Genomic DNA, 14,696 nt, shown 5'->3' on the forward strand with positions numbered 1-14,696 from the left:
AATGACAAAAACAAAAAACGGGCCCATGACAGTTAAATGGGCCAATAACGTGGTTCTGCTCGGGGGAGGCAGCCCAGTTGTTATTCAATCAATGACCAATACGGAAACCGCGGACGTAGACGGTACAGTCAAGCAAATTATGGAGCTTGCCGATGCAGGTAGTCAGTTGGTTAGAATTACTGTCAACACGCCCGCCGCTGCTCAGGCAGTTCCTCTTATTCGTCAAAAGCTGGATGCAGCCGGATATTTCGTTCCTTTGGTAGGAGATTTTCATTACAACGGCCATAAGCTTCTAAGCGATTATCCGGAATGTGCCCGTTCTCTTTCAAAGTTCCGAATCAACCCGGGTAATGTCGGCAAGGGCGACAAGCACGAACAAAATTTTAAAACATTAATTGATTTGGCCATCAAATATGATAAGCCAATCCGCATAGGAGTTAACTGGGGGTCGCTGGATCAGAATCTTCTGGCCAAAATGATGGAAGAAAATAACCGTCAGCCAAATCCGGAAAATTCCGGGGAGATTCTTCGCAGGGCTCTTGTCAAAAGCGCTATCGACAGTGCTGATGAGGCAGTTCGTCTAGGTATGCCGAAAGAGCAAATTGCAATTTCCGCTAAAGTCAGCGGGGTTCGTGAATTAGTCGATATCTACCAGAAACTCGATCGACTGTGTCCTTACTCATTGCATCTCGGCTTGACGGAAGCCGGGATGGGTTTAAAGGGCACTGTGTCCTCTACGGCGGCTCTTTCTATTCTTTTATCTCAGGGCATCGGCGATACAATCCGCGTCTCTCTGACGCCGGAACCCGGACAAAAGCGTTCTGCGGAAGTAGATTTGGCCTGTGAGATTGTTCAGTCCTTAGGGTTGAGAAATTTTGAGCCGAAGGTTATTTCTTGTCCCGGCTGCGGTAGAACGAGCAGCCTACTTTTCCAAGAGCTGGCAAAAGAAACACAGAGCTATTTGAAGCAGCAAATGCCTAAGTGGAGAGGAAAATATCCCGGCGTTGAAAACATGACGGTTGCCGTAATGGGATGCGTCGTCAATGGTCCGGGAGAGAGCCGACATGCAAATATCGGCATCTCGCTGCCCGGCAGCGGAGAAGCTCCGGTTTCTCCGGTCTATATCGACGGAAAGAAAGTTTGCTCTTTAAAGGGAGAGCAAATGGCTTCTGATTTCAAAAAATTAATAGATAATTATGTCCAAACAAAGTTTGGAGCAAATCAGGATTAAAAATGGCAAAAGATAAAATACAAGCAATCAAGGGCATGGCTGACATGCTCCCGGAGGACACTCCTTATTGGGATAAGTTCACACAAGCCGTAGTTGAAGCTGCCCAAGAATACGGCTATATGCAGATCAGAACTCCGATTCTTGAACAAACTCGTTTGTTCAAGCGCGGTATCGGTGAGGTGACTGATATTGTTGAAAAAGAAATGTACTCCTTTGTTGATTCTCTGAACGGAGATGAGTTGACCATGAGACCGGAGAATACAGCTTCCGTGGTCCGTGCCTGTATTGAACATAATTTGCTTTATGATGCACCTCGCCGTCTTTGGTATATGGGGCCGATGTTCAGACATGAACGTCCTCAGAGAGGCCGTTTGCGCCAGTTCCATCAGTTTGGTTTGGAAGCTCTTGGCTTTAAAGGTCCTGACGTGGATGCCGAACAGCTCTTGCTCGTTAAAAGAGTTTGGGACAAGCTTGGCATTAAAAATGTCTGGCTGGAATTGAACTGTCTCGGACAGTTTGCAGAAAGACAGGTCTATCGTGAAACTTTAATTAAGTACTTCGAAGCTCACAAAGAAATCTTGGATGAAGAAGCTCAGAGAAGGCTTTATACCAATCCGTTAAGAATTCTCGATACAAAGAACCCGGCAATGCAGGAGTTGGTTGAGAATGCACCGAAGTTAATGGACAGTCTTGGCGAAGAGTCCAAAGCATTTCTTAAGAGACTCACAGATATTTTAGAAGCGGAAGGAATTGACTACCGCATCAATCCCCGCCTAGTCAGAGGTTTGGATTACTACAACTTGACGGTTTTCGAATGGGTTACTGATAAGCTTGGAGCACAGAGCACCGTTTGCGGCGGCGGCCGTTATGATCCGTTAATTGGTATGCTCGGCGGAAAAGAAACCCCGGCATGCGGTTTTGCCATGGGCATTGAAAGAATTATCGAATTGATGAAAGAAGAGGGTATCGCTCCGTCTTATAAAGAATGCTCCGTTTACGTAGCTTGGAGCGGCGAAGACTCCTTCCTGTTTGCTTTGCGTACCGCTGAAGCCCTCAGAAATAAGCAAATTAGCACGATCCTTCATTCCGGTTCCGCTAAGTTTGCTAACCAGATGAAGAGAGCCAATGCTTCCGGTGCTGATTTTGCTGTCATTATCGGAGAAAGCGAAACACAAGAGAAGATGGTTTCTATCAAGCCGCTGCGCGAAAACTTGAAAGATTACGGCCAGCAGTTGAAGATGACTGTTGAACAGGCTGTTGAATATTTAGCTGAACAAACTCGATAAAGAGAAAGGTCACATATGGCATATGATTTAGAAGAGCAAGAGTCCCTATCCGAAATTAAAGCCTGGTGGGAGAAGTGGGGGACTTTGATTCTCACTATTGTCACGGTTGCCTGCTTGGCTGCTGCCGGTATGCGCGGGTGGCAATGGTATCAAATGAAGCAGTCTGCCGATGCGGGTTCTCTCTACAGCTTGATGATTCAAGCCAATAACAATAAGGATCAGCCGAGAGTTCAAAATATTGCTTTAAAGCTTCAGGAAGACTACGATGGGACAGCATTTGCCGGTATGGGCGCTTTATTGGCGGCTTATACTGCAGAACAACACAATAAAGCCGGTGAAGCTATCAAAGATCTTCAATGGGTTATTGATTCCAAAGACTATCCTGAACTGCAAACTGTCGCTGCTGTCCGTTTAGCCGGCATTTACATCGATCAAGGCTCTTACGAGCAGGCTTTAAATCTTCTGAATTCTATTAAGAATCCGGATGCTGAAAAAGCATTAGTCGAAGATAGAAAAGGCGATGCTTATATTGCGATGGGCAATAAAGAAAAAGCAAAAGAATGCTGGACGGAAGCTTTAAGAGCGTGCACCACTACAAATCCGTTAGCCAAGATTATTGAGATTAAGCTTCAGGCTTTATAAAGAGAATAAAACATGAAAAATTTTTCCTTGACCCTGGCAGCAGCCGCACTGGCAGCTGTTTTAGTCGGATGTTCCTCTCCCAAGCATGAACCGGCGGAATTAGTATCGTTTACGCCCGCTATCAATGTCTCCGAAGTTTGGTCTGTCAGCATGCCGAACGCTGACGGATTCTTAGTCCCCGGTCTTTTTGACGAATCCGTCTGGGTTGCGGGCGGCAAAGAATTAGTCCGCTTAGATGCCAGAACCGGAAACAAAGAGTGGACCGCTTCTTTTGATTCTCCGGTTGTAGGAGGGGTAGGAACTGACGGGTACAACACCGCCGTGGGATTGGAAAACGGTGAATTGGTTGTTTTAAATGCAGAAGGAAAAGAGGACTGGAAGAGCAAACTGACCAGTGAACTTGCCGGACCTCCCGTCATCACCAACGGTTTGGTTATTGTTAGAACTAAAGATATGAGAGTCTCCGCTTTCGAGGCCTCTTCCGGGGAACAGCAGTGGACTTTCCAGAGAAATCAGCCCGCTTTGACTGTTCGTGTACCCATTTCCATGACTGCACGTGATAACTTCTTATTTGTTGGTCAGCCTAACGGAAACGTGGTTATTTTAGACGTCAATAACGGACGTCCTGTTTTTGAATTCCCGGTAGCCCAAGCCAAAGGAATAACGGAAGTCGAACGCTTGATTGATGTGGTTGGTGCCCCTGTATTAAACGCTGATATGCTTTGTGCAGCCGCTTATCAGGGTGCCGTAACTTGCATTAACAGCACGAACGGACAGATGATGTGGACACAGAATGTCGACGCCATTGCAGGTCCGGCAGTTGACGAAGACAACGTCTATGTGGTTGATGTCACAGGTGTTGTCAGAGCCTACTATCGTGAAAGCGGAGAACTTCGCTGGGAAAATAAAACCATGACTTACCGCGGACTCAGTGCTCCGGTCATTATGCCGGGAACCGTTGCTGTCGGCGATAATGAAGGTTACGTTCACCTTCTGTCACCGAGAACAGGCGAAGAAATAGCCAGAACTCGTTTAAGCGGGCCAATCGTTACTAAGGCACAAAGTTTTAGTGCCGGTGCGATTTTCCAGACAAGTAAAGGAGATGTAGCTTACTTAGCTACGAGATAACAATTATGCTGCCTGTTGTTGCATTGGTTGGCCGCCCGAATGTCGGCAAGTCAACTTTATTTAACCGCCTCACAAGATCTAGGGACGCTTTAGTCGCAGATTTCCCCGGTTTGACAAGAGATCGCCATTACGGAGAAGGCCGAGTCGGCGAGAAGCCTTTTATTGTTGTCGATACCGGCGGTTTTGAACCGATTAAGACTGAGGGCATCGTCAAAGAGATGACCAACCAAGCTCAGCTGGCTGTCGAAGAGTCCGATATTATTTTCTTCCTAGTAGACGGAAGAAGCGGCCTAATCCCGCAGGATCAGCGCATTGCGCAAAGTCTAAGAGAAAGTGGCAAGCCAACTTATCTTGTCGTCAACAAAGCCGAGGGCATGTCAGAAGTTGTGAAATCCGAATTCTATGAGCTTGCTTTAGGTGAGCCGTATCCGATTTCCGCAGCTCACGGCGAGGGCGTACGTGCCCTGGTCGATATGGCATTGGAAAAATACCCGACTGAAAAAGAAATCGAGAAAGACGGCGACTTTGCGCACAAAATCAGAGTCGCCATTGCCGGCAGACCAAATGCAGGAAAATCAACGTTAATTAATGCTCTTATCGGAGAGGAAAGACTTATTGCGTTCGATATGCCGGGGACAACCCGCGATGCTATTGAAGTTGAATTCCAGTACAAAGATAAGGACTACATTCTTATCGATACAGCTGGTTTGAGACGCAAAGGGAAAGTTTTCGAGGCAATCGAAAAATTTTCCGTCATTAAGACGCTGCAGGCGATTGAAAAATCGAACGTTGTTGTTTTGCTACTTGACGCAAAAGCCGGGATTTCGGAACAGGATGCCAACATTGCCGGTTATATTCTTGAAAGCGGCCGTGCTCTAGTCATTGCTATTAATAAATGGGATGACATCGGTGAATATGAAAGAACACGAGTCAGGGAAGAATTTGAACACAAGATTCACTTTTTGAAGTGGGCCAAGAGTCTTTACATCTCTGCTTTATATAAGAGGGGCTTAGGTAATCTTCTGACTGCCGTTAATGAAGCTCATGCAGCAGCTTTCGTTAAACTCTCTACACCGAAGCTGACACGTGCGTTGATTGAGGCAACCACACGGCAGCTGCCGCCGAGAGCCCGCGGAGGCCGTCCTAAGATGCGTTATGCTCACCAAGGGGGCATGAATCCGCCAGTGATCGTAATTCATGGAAATGCATTGCAGGACGTGCCGGAAAGCTACAAGCGGTACTTGGAAGGGTTTTTTAGAGAAAAATTCAATCTTAAAGGCACGCCTTTACGCATTGAATTAAGAACAAACAAGAATCCTTACGCTCAAAACGATTAATATAGTAAATATGTAGAAAGCTTCTCTCCTACAATCTTTTATAGCATTCTTTTTATTTTGTGCATTGCACACACGGAGAAAATAAATATGACAAAGGGGCAATTATTACAAGACCCGTTCTTAAACAGTCTTCGCAAAGGAAAAATTCCCGTTTCAATTTACTTGGTCAACGGCATTAAACTACAAGGACAAGTCGAATCATTTGACCAGTATGTCGTTCTTTTGAGAAATACCGTTACTCAAATGGTCTATAAACACGCGATTAGTACTATTGTTCCGGCTAGAGCAGTGCCGCTTGCCGGTGAACAGACAGAAGCCGAATAAGTGGATTTTCAGTATGAGAAGGGGGCTGACGGCCCCCAAAAAGTTTGGCTTGTAGTGGTAACGCTGGCTCGCCAAATTCACAAAGATGCCGCAGAAGAACTGACTGAATTAGCTCGTTCCTGCGGCTATGATGTTCAAGGGATCACGGAAGCAAAAAGAGAGAAGCCTGATCCGAAAACCTTTCTCGGCAGCGGGAAGATTGAGGAAGTGGCGCAGCTTGCCAGAGATTCCGGAAGCACCATTTTAATTTTCGACGTTGTCCTTTCTCCCGCACAGCAAAGAAATATCGAAACCACGACAAAACTTGCTGTACTTGATCGCACAAGTCTAATTCTTGAGATTTTCCGTCAAAGAGCTAAAACAAAAGAGGGGCGCCTGCAGGTTGAACTTGCGCGTCTGACGCATTTGTCTACCCGATTGGTTCGCGGCTGGACTCACTTAGAAAGACAGAGAGGCGGTTTATCAAAAACCGGAGGCCCTGGGGAAAAGCAGATTGAACTTGACCGAAGAATGATCAGCGTTCGAATTAAAGCCCTCAAAGAGCAGCTCAAGAAGCTTGAAAAACAGCGCAACACCCAAAGAAAGTCAAGGCAAAGAGGTCAGATTCTGACTGTTGCTTTAGTGGGCTATACCAATGCGGGAAAATCTACGCTGTTTAACCGTCTAACCAGAGGCGAGGTCTATGCGGCTGACCAGTTGTTTGCTACGTTGGATCCGACGGCAAGAAGATGCTTCGTTGATGAAAATACGGAAGTTGTTCTCAGCGATACCGTTGGATTTATCCGAGGCTTACCTCACCAATTAATTGAGGCATTCAAATCCACCTTGGACGAAGCGGCTCAAGCAGATTTGCTTTTGCATGTAGTGGATTCTTCCAGTCCGGCCCGGGAAGAACAAATTGCCGAGGTCAATAAAGTTCTTAAAGAAATCGGTGCGGATAAAGTTTCTCAGCTGATGGTCTATAACAAAATAGACAAAGAAAGCAACGATCCTTTCCTTACTTTTGATGATAAAGGACGTCCGAAAGCCGTTGCTTTGAGCGCCGTGACCGGAGCAGGGATTGATTTATTGAGACAGGCTATCGCTAAGATTGCCAATACTGAAGAAGAGCCGGAAGAGGAAGATGACGAAGATTGGCTTAAAGAGTTTGAGCCATAAATGTATCTTCTTGTAACGGAAAATTAAAAGAATCAATCTGTTGCAAGCGGATTTTTTCAGTAATGATAAAATTTTGCCTCTAGAATTCTATTAATAACTTATTTTTTTATAAGGACTCAAAGAGATGTCTTTGAATGACCCCCACTGGGGCCGAGATAGTTCTGATAAAGAACCAAAGAAAGAAGAAACAAAAAATACTTCGAATTCCACCGACACTGAAGAAGACGGCTTTAAAGAGCCTGAACTTCGTCGTCCTATTGAAGATAAAAGAGAAGAAAAAAAATTCAAGCAGGCACTCGGACAGGAAAACGATATCGAAGAGCTTTGGAAAGATTTTAACGACAAGCTCTCCGGAATCTTAGGTCAAAAATCCAAGCGTCCTCAAGATCGAGGTCAAAACGGTGTAAATTTTAACTGGAATGATTCGGATGATGACTCCAATGAGCCGCCTCCGCGAAAGGATCATCCTTTCCAAGCAGACCAAGGCGGCCACGGCACTAATGGCGGCAACGGGGGCAATGGCGGCGGATTTGGATTCCCCGGCACCAGAATGCCTCAGTCTGCTTCCGGATCCGGCTATGGCTTTGCTTTGGCGGCGTTGCTGATTGCTGCCGGCGCTTGGTTGTCCTCCGGCTTCTACATCGTTCCTGAGGGTCAGCGAGGCGTGGTTACGACTTTCGGCAAGTACACTGAAACTACTAATGCAGGTTTCAGATGGCATCTTCCTTATCCCATTCAGGATGTGGAGCTTGTTGACGTTAGTTCCGTCAGAAAAGCTGAAATCGGTATGAAAGGTACAACCCTCCGTTTGAAAGAAGCTTTAATGCTGACTGATGACGAAAACATCGTAGACGTAATGTTTAACGTTCAGTACCGCATTAAAGACGGTCCCGGAGCCGAAGAGTTTCTTTTCCGTACACGCGATCCGATGGGATCGGTTATCCAGACTGCTGAATCTGCCATGCGTGAAGTCGTAGGTAGAAAGAAAATGGACAGTGTTTTATTTGAAAGCAAGCAGGAAATTGCCGAGGAGGTTAAGAAGCTGATGCAGGAAATGCTGGATCGCTATCACAGCGGTATTCAGATTCTTTCCGTTGCTATTCAGAATGCACAGCCGCCGGAACAAGTTCAGGCCGCCTTTAACGATGCTGTTAAGGCCGGTCAGGATCGCGAACGTCAAATCAATGAAGGCGAAGCTTACGCTAACGACGTGATTCCAAAGGCAAAGGGTTTGGCTGAAAGACTGCGCCAGGAAGCAGAAGCTTATAAGTCTCGTGTTGTTTCTCAGGCAGAGGGTGATGCTTCACGTTTTGATCAAGTGCTCAGTCAGTATGAAAAAGCCCCGAAGGTAACACGCGATCGTATGTATGTAGATACGATGCAGCAGGTGCTTAACAATACGAAGAAGATTCTTGTGGACAGCAAGAGCTCCAATAATTTGCTTTATCTTCCGTTAGATAAATTGGTTCAGCAAGCAGGATCTGCTCAGAACTCTGCCGTTGCTGCTCCTGCTGCTGCAGAAACTTCTTCTACAGCAAGAGAAGCACAGCCTCAGCCTTCGGTTGAAGCAACTCCGATTGCCAATTACGTTTCCCGTCCTCTTTCCAGGACAATAAGATAAGAGGAAGAAAGAGAACATGAGAAAAGTAGTAACCTTATTTTTAGTTTGTATTGTTTGCGGTTTTTTTGCCAAAACTTGTCTTTATACCGTCAACGAACGTGAATATGCTCTCGTATTCATGCTTGGTGAATTAAAAGAAGTGATTTCTAAACCGGGCCTGCACTTCAAGCTTCCTTCTCCTCTGCAGAATGTGGTTTACTTGGACAATCGTATTTTGACGATTGATACTCCGACGGCTGATTTGGTTCAGACCAGTGAAAAAAAGAACTTGATGATTGATTCTTACGTTAAATGGCGTATCAACAATCCTCGTTTGTACTGGGTTTCTTTTCAAGGCAGCGAAAGAGCCGCCGAAGACCGCGTTTCATCTTTGATGAGAGACGTTCTAAACCAGGCCGTCAACAGAAGAACGGTTAACGACATTACTTCCCGCGACAGAGCCAAAGCAATGGCAGAAATCTCCGAGGCTCTTCAAAAGAGAGTAGAAGGTTTAGGCATTGAAGTGGTTGATGTTCGCCTTAAGAGAGTGGACTTTACGCCTGAAATTTCCGAATCTGTTTACCGCCGTATGGAAGCAGAACGTAAGAGAGTAGCTAGCGAGGAACGTTCAAAGGGTGCTGCTGAAGCCGAAAAAATTAAGGCTGATGCCGACCGTCAGAGAACCGTTATTTTGGCTGATGCCTATAAAGATGCTCAGCAAATCAAAGGTTCGGGCGATGCTAAAGCTAACGAAGTTTATGCTAACGCATTCGGTAGGGATCCTGAATTTGCAAAATTCTACCGTTCTCTCGATGCCTACCGTTCTTCTTTCTCTAAACCCACGGATATGATGGTAGTCGATCCCTCTAGTGAATTTTTTGATTATTTGAAAAACTCCAAGGGCGAGAAGAATTAATTTAACTAATTCATAAAAATGAAAGTCCTTCTTTGTGCAATAGGTTTTTGCTTAGTGCTGGAAGGACTTTTTCCATTGTTGGCTCCGGATGCGTGGAAAAAGTACCTTCTTGAGTTGAGTTCAATTTCTAGTAAAAAAATCAGAACAGTTGCCTTTGTCGGTGTAGTCTTAGGTTTGGCTGTCGTTTGGTCAGTTGAGTTGTTTTAGAAAGGAATATATGTCAGTTTGGTTATTGCCAGAGAATATCGCCGACATGCTTCCCCGGGAGGCGAGAGAAATAGAAAGATTAAGAGAGACATTTCTGAAGCTGACGAAGTCTCACGGATGTGAGATGGTTAAACCTCCAATGATTGAGTATGTAGACTCACTCTTGACCGGAACCGGAAACGATTTAGATTTGAGAACCTTTAAGATCGTCGATCAATCATCAGGCAAAATGCTTGGCTTCCGCGCTGATATGACACCTCAAATCGCTCGTATCGACGCCCATATTTTGAATCGAGAAGGAATTAGCCGTTTAAGCTATGCGGGTTCCCTTCTTCATGCCCGACCTCTTCATCCCGTAGCTTCCAGACAACCGTATGTAGCCGGCGTGGAGCTGTTCGGATCCACATCAAGTGCCAGCGATATCGAGGTTCTGAACCTCGCATTGGAGTGCTTGAAGGCTTTTGGTCTTAAAGATATCCATTTGGATATCGGCCACGTTTTTGTTGTTAAAGCCATTGTCGAAAGAGATCCGAACTGTGAAAAGGTTATGCCAAAGATTCTTTATGCTTTGAAACATAAAGACCGCAGTGCTCTCGAAGAATTATCCGGTGTCATTGAAGATTCAACGATTGACGCATTAAGAAAAATTATGCGTATGTTCGGCGGGATCGAGGTTCTGGATGAAATTGAAAAAGAATTCAGCGATTATCCGCTGATTCTCCAAACTATCGAACAGCTTAAGTGGATCGCAGACCGCTGCATTGCCGACAAGCTGAGCTTTGATTTCTCCGACGTTCACGGTTATCAATACTTGACCGGCATTACTTTCGGCGTCACTATCCCTCAGCGGTATCAGGCAGTCCTCAGAGGAGGACGCTACGACAGCATTGGGGCTAAATTCGGACGCAATCGTCCCGCAGTCGGATTTACGTTATATTTGCGTGAGATCGCCCAAGTTCTTCCTACAAAGAGACCTTATGCCGTAATGGCTCCTTGGGACGATGGGGACAAGGCTTTAAACGAAGCGATTAGAAAATTAAGAGAAGAGGACAGAATCGTTGTTCAGATTCTTCCTGAAGACAGGATTGAGAGTCTTGAAGAGTCCTTCAGACTGGATGAAGAGTTAATCAAAGAGGACGGTGAATGGAAGGTCGTTCGCCGATATACAAAATAGGAGATATCAGGTATGGCTAAAAACGTAGTAGTTGTCGGCGCCCAATGGGGTGATGAGGGCAAAGGCAAGATTGTAGACTGGCTGACAGAAAGTGTTCAGGGGGTTGTACGTTTCAACGGCGGTCATAATGCCGGCCACACTTTGGTTATTAACGGCAAGAAGACAATTTTGCGTCTTATTCCGTCCGGCATCATGCATCCTCACGTTAACTGCTATATCGGCAACGGTGCCGTTGTCAGTCCGCAGGCTCTCCTGGCTGAAATCGATGAACTGGAAGCCAACGGTGTTAAAGCAGAAGACAGAATTTTTGTTTCCGGCCACTGCCCGCTGATTCTTCCTTATCATGTCGCCCTTGATCATGCTCGCGAAGTTGCCTTGGGCGATAAGAAGATTGGTACGACCGGCCGAGGCATCGGGCCTGCTTACGAAGATAAAGTTGCACGCCGTGCCGTTCATGTCAGCGATCTTCTTGATCCGGAACTTTTTGCTGAAAAGGTACGCAGAAACTGCAAGCTCATCAACTTCCTCTTAGTTGATTTCTACAAAGCAAATCCTGTAGACGTTGAACAGATTATTTCCGATACTTTGGCTCTTGCCCCGAGAATCACTTCTAAAATTGCAGACGTTTCTCACACTCTTAACCAAAAGATGAGAGCCGGAGAACAGTTCTTGTTTGAAGGGGCCCAAGGCACGATGCTCGATATCGACCATGGTACATATCCGTATGTTACTTCCAGCAACACAGTTGCAGGTTCCGCAAGTCCAGGCGCCGGTGTTGGCCCGCAAAAACTCAATTATGTTTTGGGTATTACAAAAGCGTACTGCACACGTGTCGGAGAAGGTCCGTTCCCAACAGAACTTTTTGATGACGACGGGAAGAAGCTTCGTGAAAAAGGCAATGAATTCGGTGCAGTGACAGGCCGCCCGCGCCGCTGCGGTTGGTTCGACGGGGCTGCTTTAAGACGTTCTGCAGAATGGAACGGTCTTTCCGGCTTGGCCGTGATGAAGCTTGACGTTTTAGACGGTTTCAAGACAGTTCGTTTGGGAGTCGGCTATGAATACAAAGGTCAGCGCTTAGAGGTTATGCCGGTCGGAGCAGATGCCGTTGCTGAATGTAAGCCGATTTACGAAGATTTTCCTGGTTGGGAAGAATCGACATTTGGTATTACAAAGTGGGACGATCTTCCATTGAACGCACGCCGTTATTTGGATAGACTCTCTCAGGTAGCAGGCGTACCTATCGCCGTTGTGTCCACTGGTCCTGACCGTGAGAATACAATCCTTTTAAAGAACCCCTTTGCGGAATAATTTTTTAATATAAAGGGCCCGAAAGGGCCTATGGGAACTTAGATGAAAGATCTTCATGTATCTTGGGATGAGTATCATAAGCTGATTGAGACTTTGGCCTATGTCGTTAACGACAGCGGCTGGAAGTTCGACTCTCTTCTGTGTTTATCTAGAGGAGGCCTTAGACCCGGCGATATTCTTTCAAGAATCTTCGATATGCCTTTGAACATTTTGGCAACCAGCTCTTACCGAGAAGCTGCCGGTACGGTTCAGGGTGAGCTTGATATTGGTCAATATATTGCGTCGAGCCGACCGGACTCTCTGAAAGGAAAAGTCTTATTGGTAGATGACTTGGTTGATTCGGGCCTTACTTTCAAGAAAGTTACAGAACATCTTAAAACCAGAGTTCCTGCTATTACTGAGGTGAGAACGGCTGTTCTTTGGTGGAAAAAATGCTCTCAAGTTAAACCTGACTACTACGTCCAGTTCCTTGAAGATAATCCTTGGATTCACCAGCCGTTTGAAGTGTATGACACAATGCGTCTTGGACAATTGGAAGAAAGAGTCAAAGACTACAACTTACTGAAGCCAGCTCCGTAAGAGAGTCACCTAATAAAAAAACTGCGGCAAGATTTAGTCCTTCTAAGTTTTCCGCAGTTCTTTTCATTTAAGAGAATTAGAAATGAAGGTTATTGATTTTGTCGGGTTCTCCGGCAGCGGCAAGACGACATTGGTGGAACAGTTGGTGACAATTTTCTGTAATGCCGGATTTGGTGTAGCGGCTATAAAGAGTGCCCATCATGACATTCAAGTCGATAAGCCCGGAAAAGATTCGTATCGATTTCAAGCTGCAGGTGCTCAGCAGGTAATAGTCAAAAATGACTCAGGCTGGGCTATGATGAAGAGAACTCCCCTGAAACCTGCTACGCTCAAAGAACTTGTGTCGAAGTTAGATCCTTGCGACTTAGTTCTGGTAGAAGGATTTAAAAAAGAAGACGATGCGGATTTACGCCTGGAAGTGTGGAGACCCGGAGTAAAGGAAGAGCCGGCAATCTACACTCAAGATAAAGGAATACAGGCTGTGCTGACGGATGCGGACTCTATCGCAGGATGCGAGATCCCTGTTATTAATTTGAATAATCCTCGTCTTATTGCACGTTTTATAGCAGATAAATTGAATTTGAAATCGAGGTTTTAAATGCTCACTGTTGAAGAAGCTCTGCAAGAGATCTTACGAAATGTTCATCCTGAAGCAGAGACTGAAGAGATCGTTACTCTTTATAGTGCCGGTAAGATTTTAGCGGCTCCTGTCGTTTCTCCCATTCAAGTTCCTCCTTTAGATAACTCTCAAATGGACGGCTATGCTGTCAGATCTTCTGAATTTGCTGACGGAAGACTTGAATTTCCAGTCTCAGAAAAGATTTATGCGGGTCATATGGGCAAACCTCTTAAGGAAGGCTCGGTGGCCAGAATTTTCACAGGCGCCCCGATTCCGGCTGGTGCTGACGCTGTGATTCCTCAGGAAGAAGCAACTGAAACCGGAGAAGGTACGGTAAGGTTTGAAAAAGCTCCGAAAGCCGGCGCTTGGATCAGAAAAGCCGGCTGCGATATTGAAATCGGCGACGTCATTCTTAAAGCAGGAGATCGTTTGACTCCGGCCGCTTTAGGTGTTGCGGCTAGTGTGGGTACTTCTACCGTTCAGTGCTATCGTCCGATTAAAGTTTCTCTATTCTTTACCGGCGATGAACTGTCGATGCCCGGAGAACCTTTAGTTGAAGGCGGAATCTACAACTCTAACCGATTTGTTTTGAGAGGGCTTCTCCATCAGTTAGGGTGCGATGTGGTTGATTACGGCAACGTTCCAGACAGCTACGAGGCAACTTTGGATGCTTTTAGAAAAGCGAGCCGCAAATCAGATTTGATTTTAACTAGCGGCGGAATGAGCGTCGGAGAGGCCGATTATATTAAGCCTGTGGTTGAAGCCTTAGGTCACATTGATATGTGGAAGATTGCCGTTAAGCCTGGGAAACCCGTTGCTAAAGGAGAGGTGAACGGCGTTCCTTTCTTAGGATTGCCGGGTAACCCGGTTTCTTCTTTAGTGACATTCTTGATTTTTGCTCAGCCTCTGATCCTCAAGCTGTCCGGTCGAAGAGACATTGAGGTGAAGTCGTACAACCTGCCGCTTGACTTTGATTGGAAGGGCGGTTCCCGCAGAGAGTTCATCCGCGTACGCCGCAATGAGAACGGTGCTTTAGAAGCTTATCGAACTCAGAACTCATCGGTTCTGACTTCGTGCCTATGGGCCGACGGTCTGGCTGACATTCCTGCGAATGCCGACCTGAAGAAAGGAGATTTGGTTCGCTACATTCCATTCAGTGGGTTCAGTCTTTAAGAGAGGGAATTGCC

Annotated in this window: 15 protein-coding genes; all 15 read left to right on the forward strand. The window is 46.0% G+C overall.

Going from position 1 to position 14,696, the window contains the following annotated elements; translation table 11 throughout:
* The first annotated feature begins 1 nt into the window (after position 1).
* Positions 2–1,231, forward strand: a complete 1,230-nt coding sequence (gene ispG / locus ADH67_RS00490; RefSeq protein WP_066590647.1) for a flavodoxin-dependent (E)-4-hydroxy-3-methylbut-2-enyl-diphosphate synthase — start codon at positions 2–4, stop codon at positions 1,229–1,231.
* 2 nt (positions 1,232–1,233) lie between these two features.
* Positions 1,234–2,517 carry a histidine--tRNA ligase gene (gene hisS / locus ADH67_RS00495; RefSeq protein WP_066590649.1) on the forward strand — a complete coding sequence of 428 codons (1,284 nt, stop codon included), beginning with the start codon at positions 1,234–1,236 and terminating at the stop codon, positions 2,515–2,517.
* Between the two features lie 15 nt (positions 2,518–2,532).
* The gene (locus ADH67_RS00500) at positions 2,533–3,159 is read left to right on the forward strand and encodes a YfgM family protein (protein ID WP_066590651.1); all 627 of its coding nucleotides are present in this window, start codon (positions 2,533–2,535) and stop codon (positions 3,157–3,159) included.
* A 12-nt stretch (positions 3,160–3,171) separates the two neighbouring features.
* The gene (gene bamB / locus ADH67_RS00505) at positions 3,172–4,287 is read left to right on the forward strand and encodes an outer membrane protein assembly factor BamB (protein WP_066590652.1); all 1,116 of its coding nucleotides are present in this window, start codon (positions 3,172–3,174) and stop codon (positions 4,285–4,287) included.
* A 5-nt stretch (positions 4,288–4,292) separates the two neighbouring features.
* A complete protein-coding gene (gene der / locus ADH67_RS00510) occupies positions 4,293–5,624 on the forward strand; it encodes a ribosome biogenesis GTPase Der (RefSeq protein WP_066590653.1) in 1,332 nt (443 codons plus the stop codon).
* A gap of 87 nt (positions 5,625–5,711) precedes the next feature.
* On the forward strand, positions 5,712–5,948 hold the full coding sequence (hfq, locus tag ADH67_RS00515) for an RNA chaperone Hfq (RefSeq protein WP_066590654.1): 237 nt from the start codon (positions 5,712–5,714) through the stop codon (positions 5,946–5,948).
* Entirely contained in the window at positions 5,949–7,106 is a 1,158-nt protein-coding gene (gene hflX / locus ADH67_RS00520) for a GTPase HflX (RefSeq protein WP_066590655.1), read from the forward strand. It abuts the gene before it with no gap.
* A gap of 124 nt (positions 7,107–7,230) precedes the next feature.
* A complete protein-coding gene (gene hflK / locus ADH67_RS00525; RefSeq protein WP_066590657.1) occupies positions 7,231–8,727 on the forward strand; it encodes an FtsH protease activity modulator HflK in 1,497 nt (498 codons plus the stop codon).
* Positions 8,728–8,743: 16 nt separating this feature from the next.
* Complete coding sequence (gene hflC, locus ADH67_RS00530) at positions 8,744–9,622, forward strand: protease modulator HflC (RefSeq protein WP_066590660.1); 879 nt, start codon at positions 8,744–8,746, stop codon at positions 9,620–9,622.
* Between the two features lie 18 nt (positions 9,623–9,640).
* A complete protein-coding gene (locus tag ADH67_RS00535; protein WP_066590670.1) occupies positions 9,641–9,829 on the forward strand; it encodes a DUF2065 domain-containing protein in 189 nt (62 codons plus the stop codon).
* A gap of 10 nt (positions 9,830–9,839) precedes the next feature.
* Complete coding sequence (locus ADH67_RS00540) at positions 9,840–11,003, forward strand: ATP phosphoribosyltransferase regulatory subunit (protein ID WP_066590672.1); 1,164 nt, start codon at positions 9,840–9,842, stop codon at positions 11,001–11,003.
* 12 nt (positions 11,004–11,015) lie between these two features.
* Positions 11,016–12,311, forward strand: a complete 1,296-nt coding sequence (locus ADH67_RS00545) for an adenylosuccinate synthase (protein WP_066590674.1) — start codon at positions 11,016–11,018, stop codon at positions 12,309–12,311.
* A gap of 42 nt (positions 12,312–12,353) precedes the next feature.
* Complete coding sequence (locus tag ADH67_RS00550; RefSeq protein ID WP_066590676.1) at positions 12,354–12,890, forward strand: phosphoribosyltransferase; 537 nt, start codon at positions 12,354–12,356, stop codon at positions 12,888–12,890.
* An 82-nt stretch (positions 12,891–12,972) separates the two neighbouring features.
* Positions 12,973–13,488 carry a molybdopterin-guanine dinucleotide biosynthesis protein B gene (gene mobB / locus ADH67_RS00555; protein WP_066590678.1) on the forward strand — a complete coding sequence of 172 codons (516 nt, stop codon included), beginning with the start codon at positions 12,973–12,975 and terminating at the stop codon, positions 13,486–13,488.
* Positions 13,489–14,682: a molybdopterin molybdotransferase MoeA gene (locus ADH67_RS00560; RefSeq protein ID WP_066590680.1), complete on the forward strand. Its 1,194-nt coding sequence runs from the start codon at positions 13,489–13,491 to the stop codon at positions 14,680–14,682. It abuts the gene before it with no gap.
* Positions 14,683–14,696: the final 14 nt, after the last annotated feature.

Origin of the sequence: Turicimonas muris (genome assembly GCF_002221595.1) — a bacterium.
In the GTDB taxonomy this organism is placed as follows: domain Bacteria; phylum Pseudomonadota; class Gammaproteobacteria; order Burkholderiales; family Burkholderiaceae_F; genus Turicimonas; species Turicimonas muris.

Bases quoted from the DNA above. Each gene is read 5' to 3' on its own strand.
- mobB (WP_066590678.1), top strand. From the start codon at position 12,973: ATGAAGGTTATTGATTTTGTCGGGTTCTCCGGCAGCGGCAAGACGACA.
- ADH67_RS00500 (WP_066590651.1), top strand. From the start codon at position 2,533: ATGGCATATGATTTAGAAGAGCAAGAGTCCCTATCCGAAATTAAAGCC.
- ispG (WP_066590647.1), top strand. From the start codon at position 2: ATGACAAAAACAAAAAACGGGCCCATGACAGTTAAATGGGCCAATAAC.
- ADH67_RS00540 (WP_066590672.1), top strand. From the start codon at position 9,840: ATGTCAGTTTGGTTATTGCCAGAGAATATCGCCGACATGCTTCCCCGG.
- bamB (WP_066590652.1), top strand. From the start codon at position 3,172: ATGAAAAATTTTTCCTTGACCCTGGCAGCAGCCGCACTGGCAGCTGTT.
- ADH67_RS00545 (WP_066590674.1), top strand. From the start codon at position 11,016: ATGGCTAAAAACGTAGTAGTTGTCGGCGCCCAATGGGGTGATGAGGGC.
- der (WP_066590653.1), top strand. From the start codon at position 4,293: ATGCTGCCTGTTGTTGCATTGGTTGGCCGCCCGAATGTCGGCAAGTCA.
- hfq (WP_066590654.1), top strand. From the start codon at position 5,712: ATGACAAAGGGGCAATTATTACAAGACCCGTTCTTAAACAGTCTTCGC.
- ADH67_RS00550 (WP_066590676.1), top strand. From the start codon at position 12,354: ATGAAAGATCTTCATGTATCTTGGGATGAGTATCATAAGCTGATTGAG.
- hflK (WP_066590657.1), top strand. From the start codon at position 7,231: ATGTCTTTGAATGACCCCCACTGGGGCCGAGATAGTTCTGATAAAGAA.
- ADH67_RS00535 (WP_066590670.1), top strand. From the start codon at position 9,641: ATGAAAGTCCTTCTTTGTGCAATAGGTTTTTGCTTAGTGCTGGAAGGA.
- hisS (WP_066590649.1), top strand. From the start codon at position 1,234: ATGGCAAAAGATAAAATACAAGCAATCAAGGGCATGGCTGACATGCTC.
- ADH67_RS00560 (WP_066590680.1), top strand. From the start codon at position 13,489: ATGCTCACTGTTGAAGAAGCTCTGCAAGAGATCTTACGAAATGTTCAT.
- hflC (WP_066590660.1), top strand. From the start codon at position 8,744: ATGAGAAAAGTAGTAACCTTATTTTTAGTTTGTATTGTTTGCGGTTTT.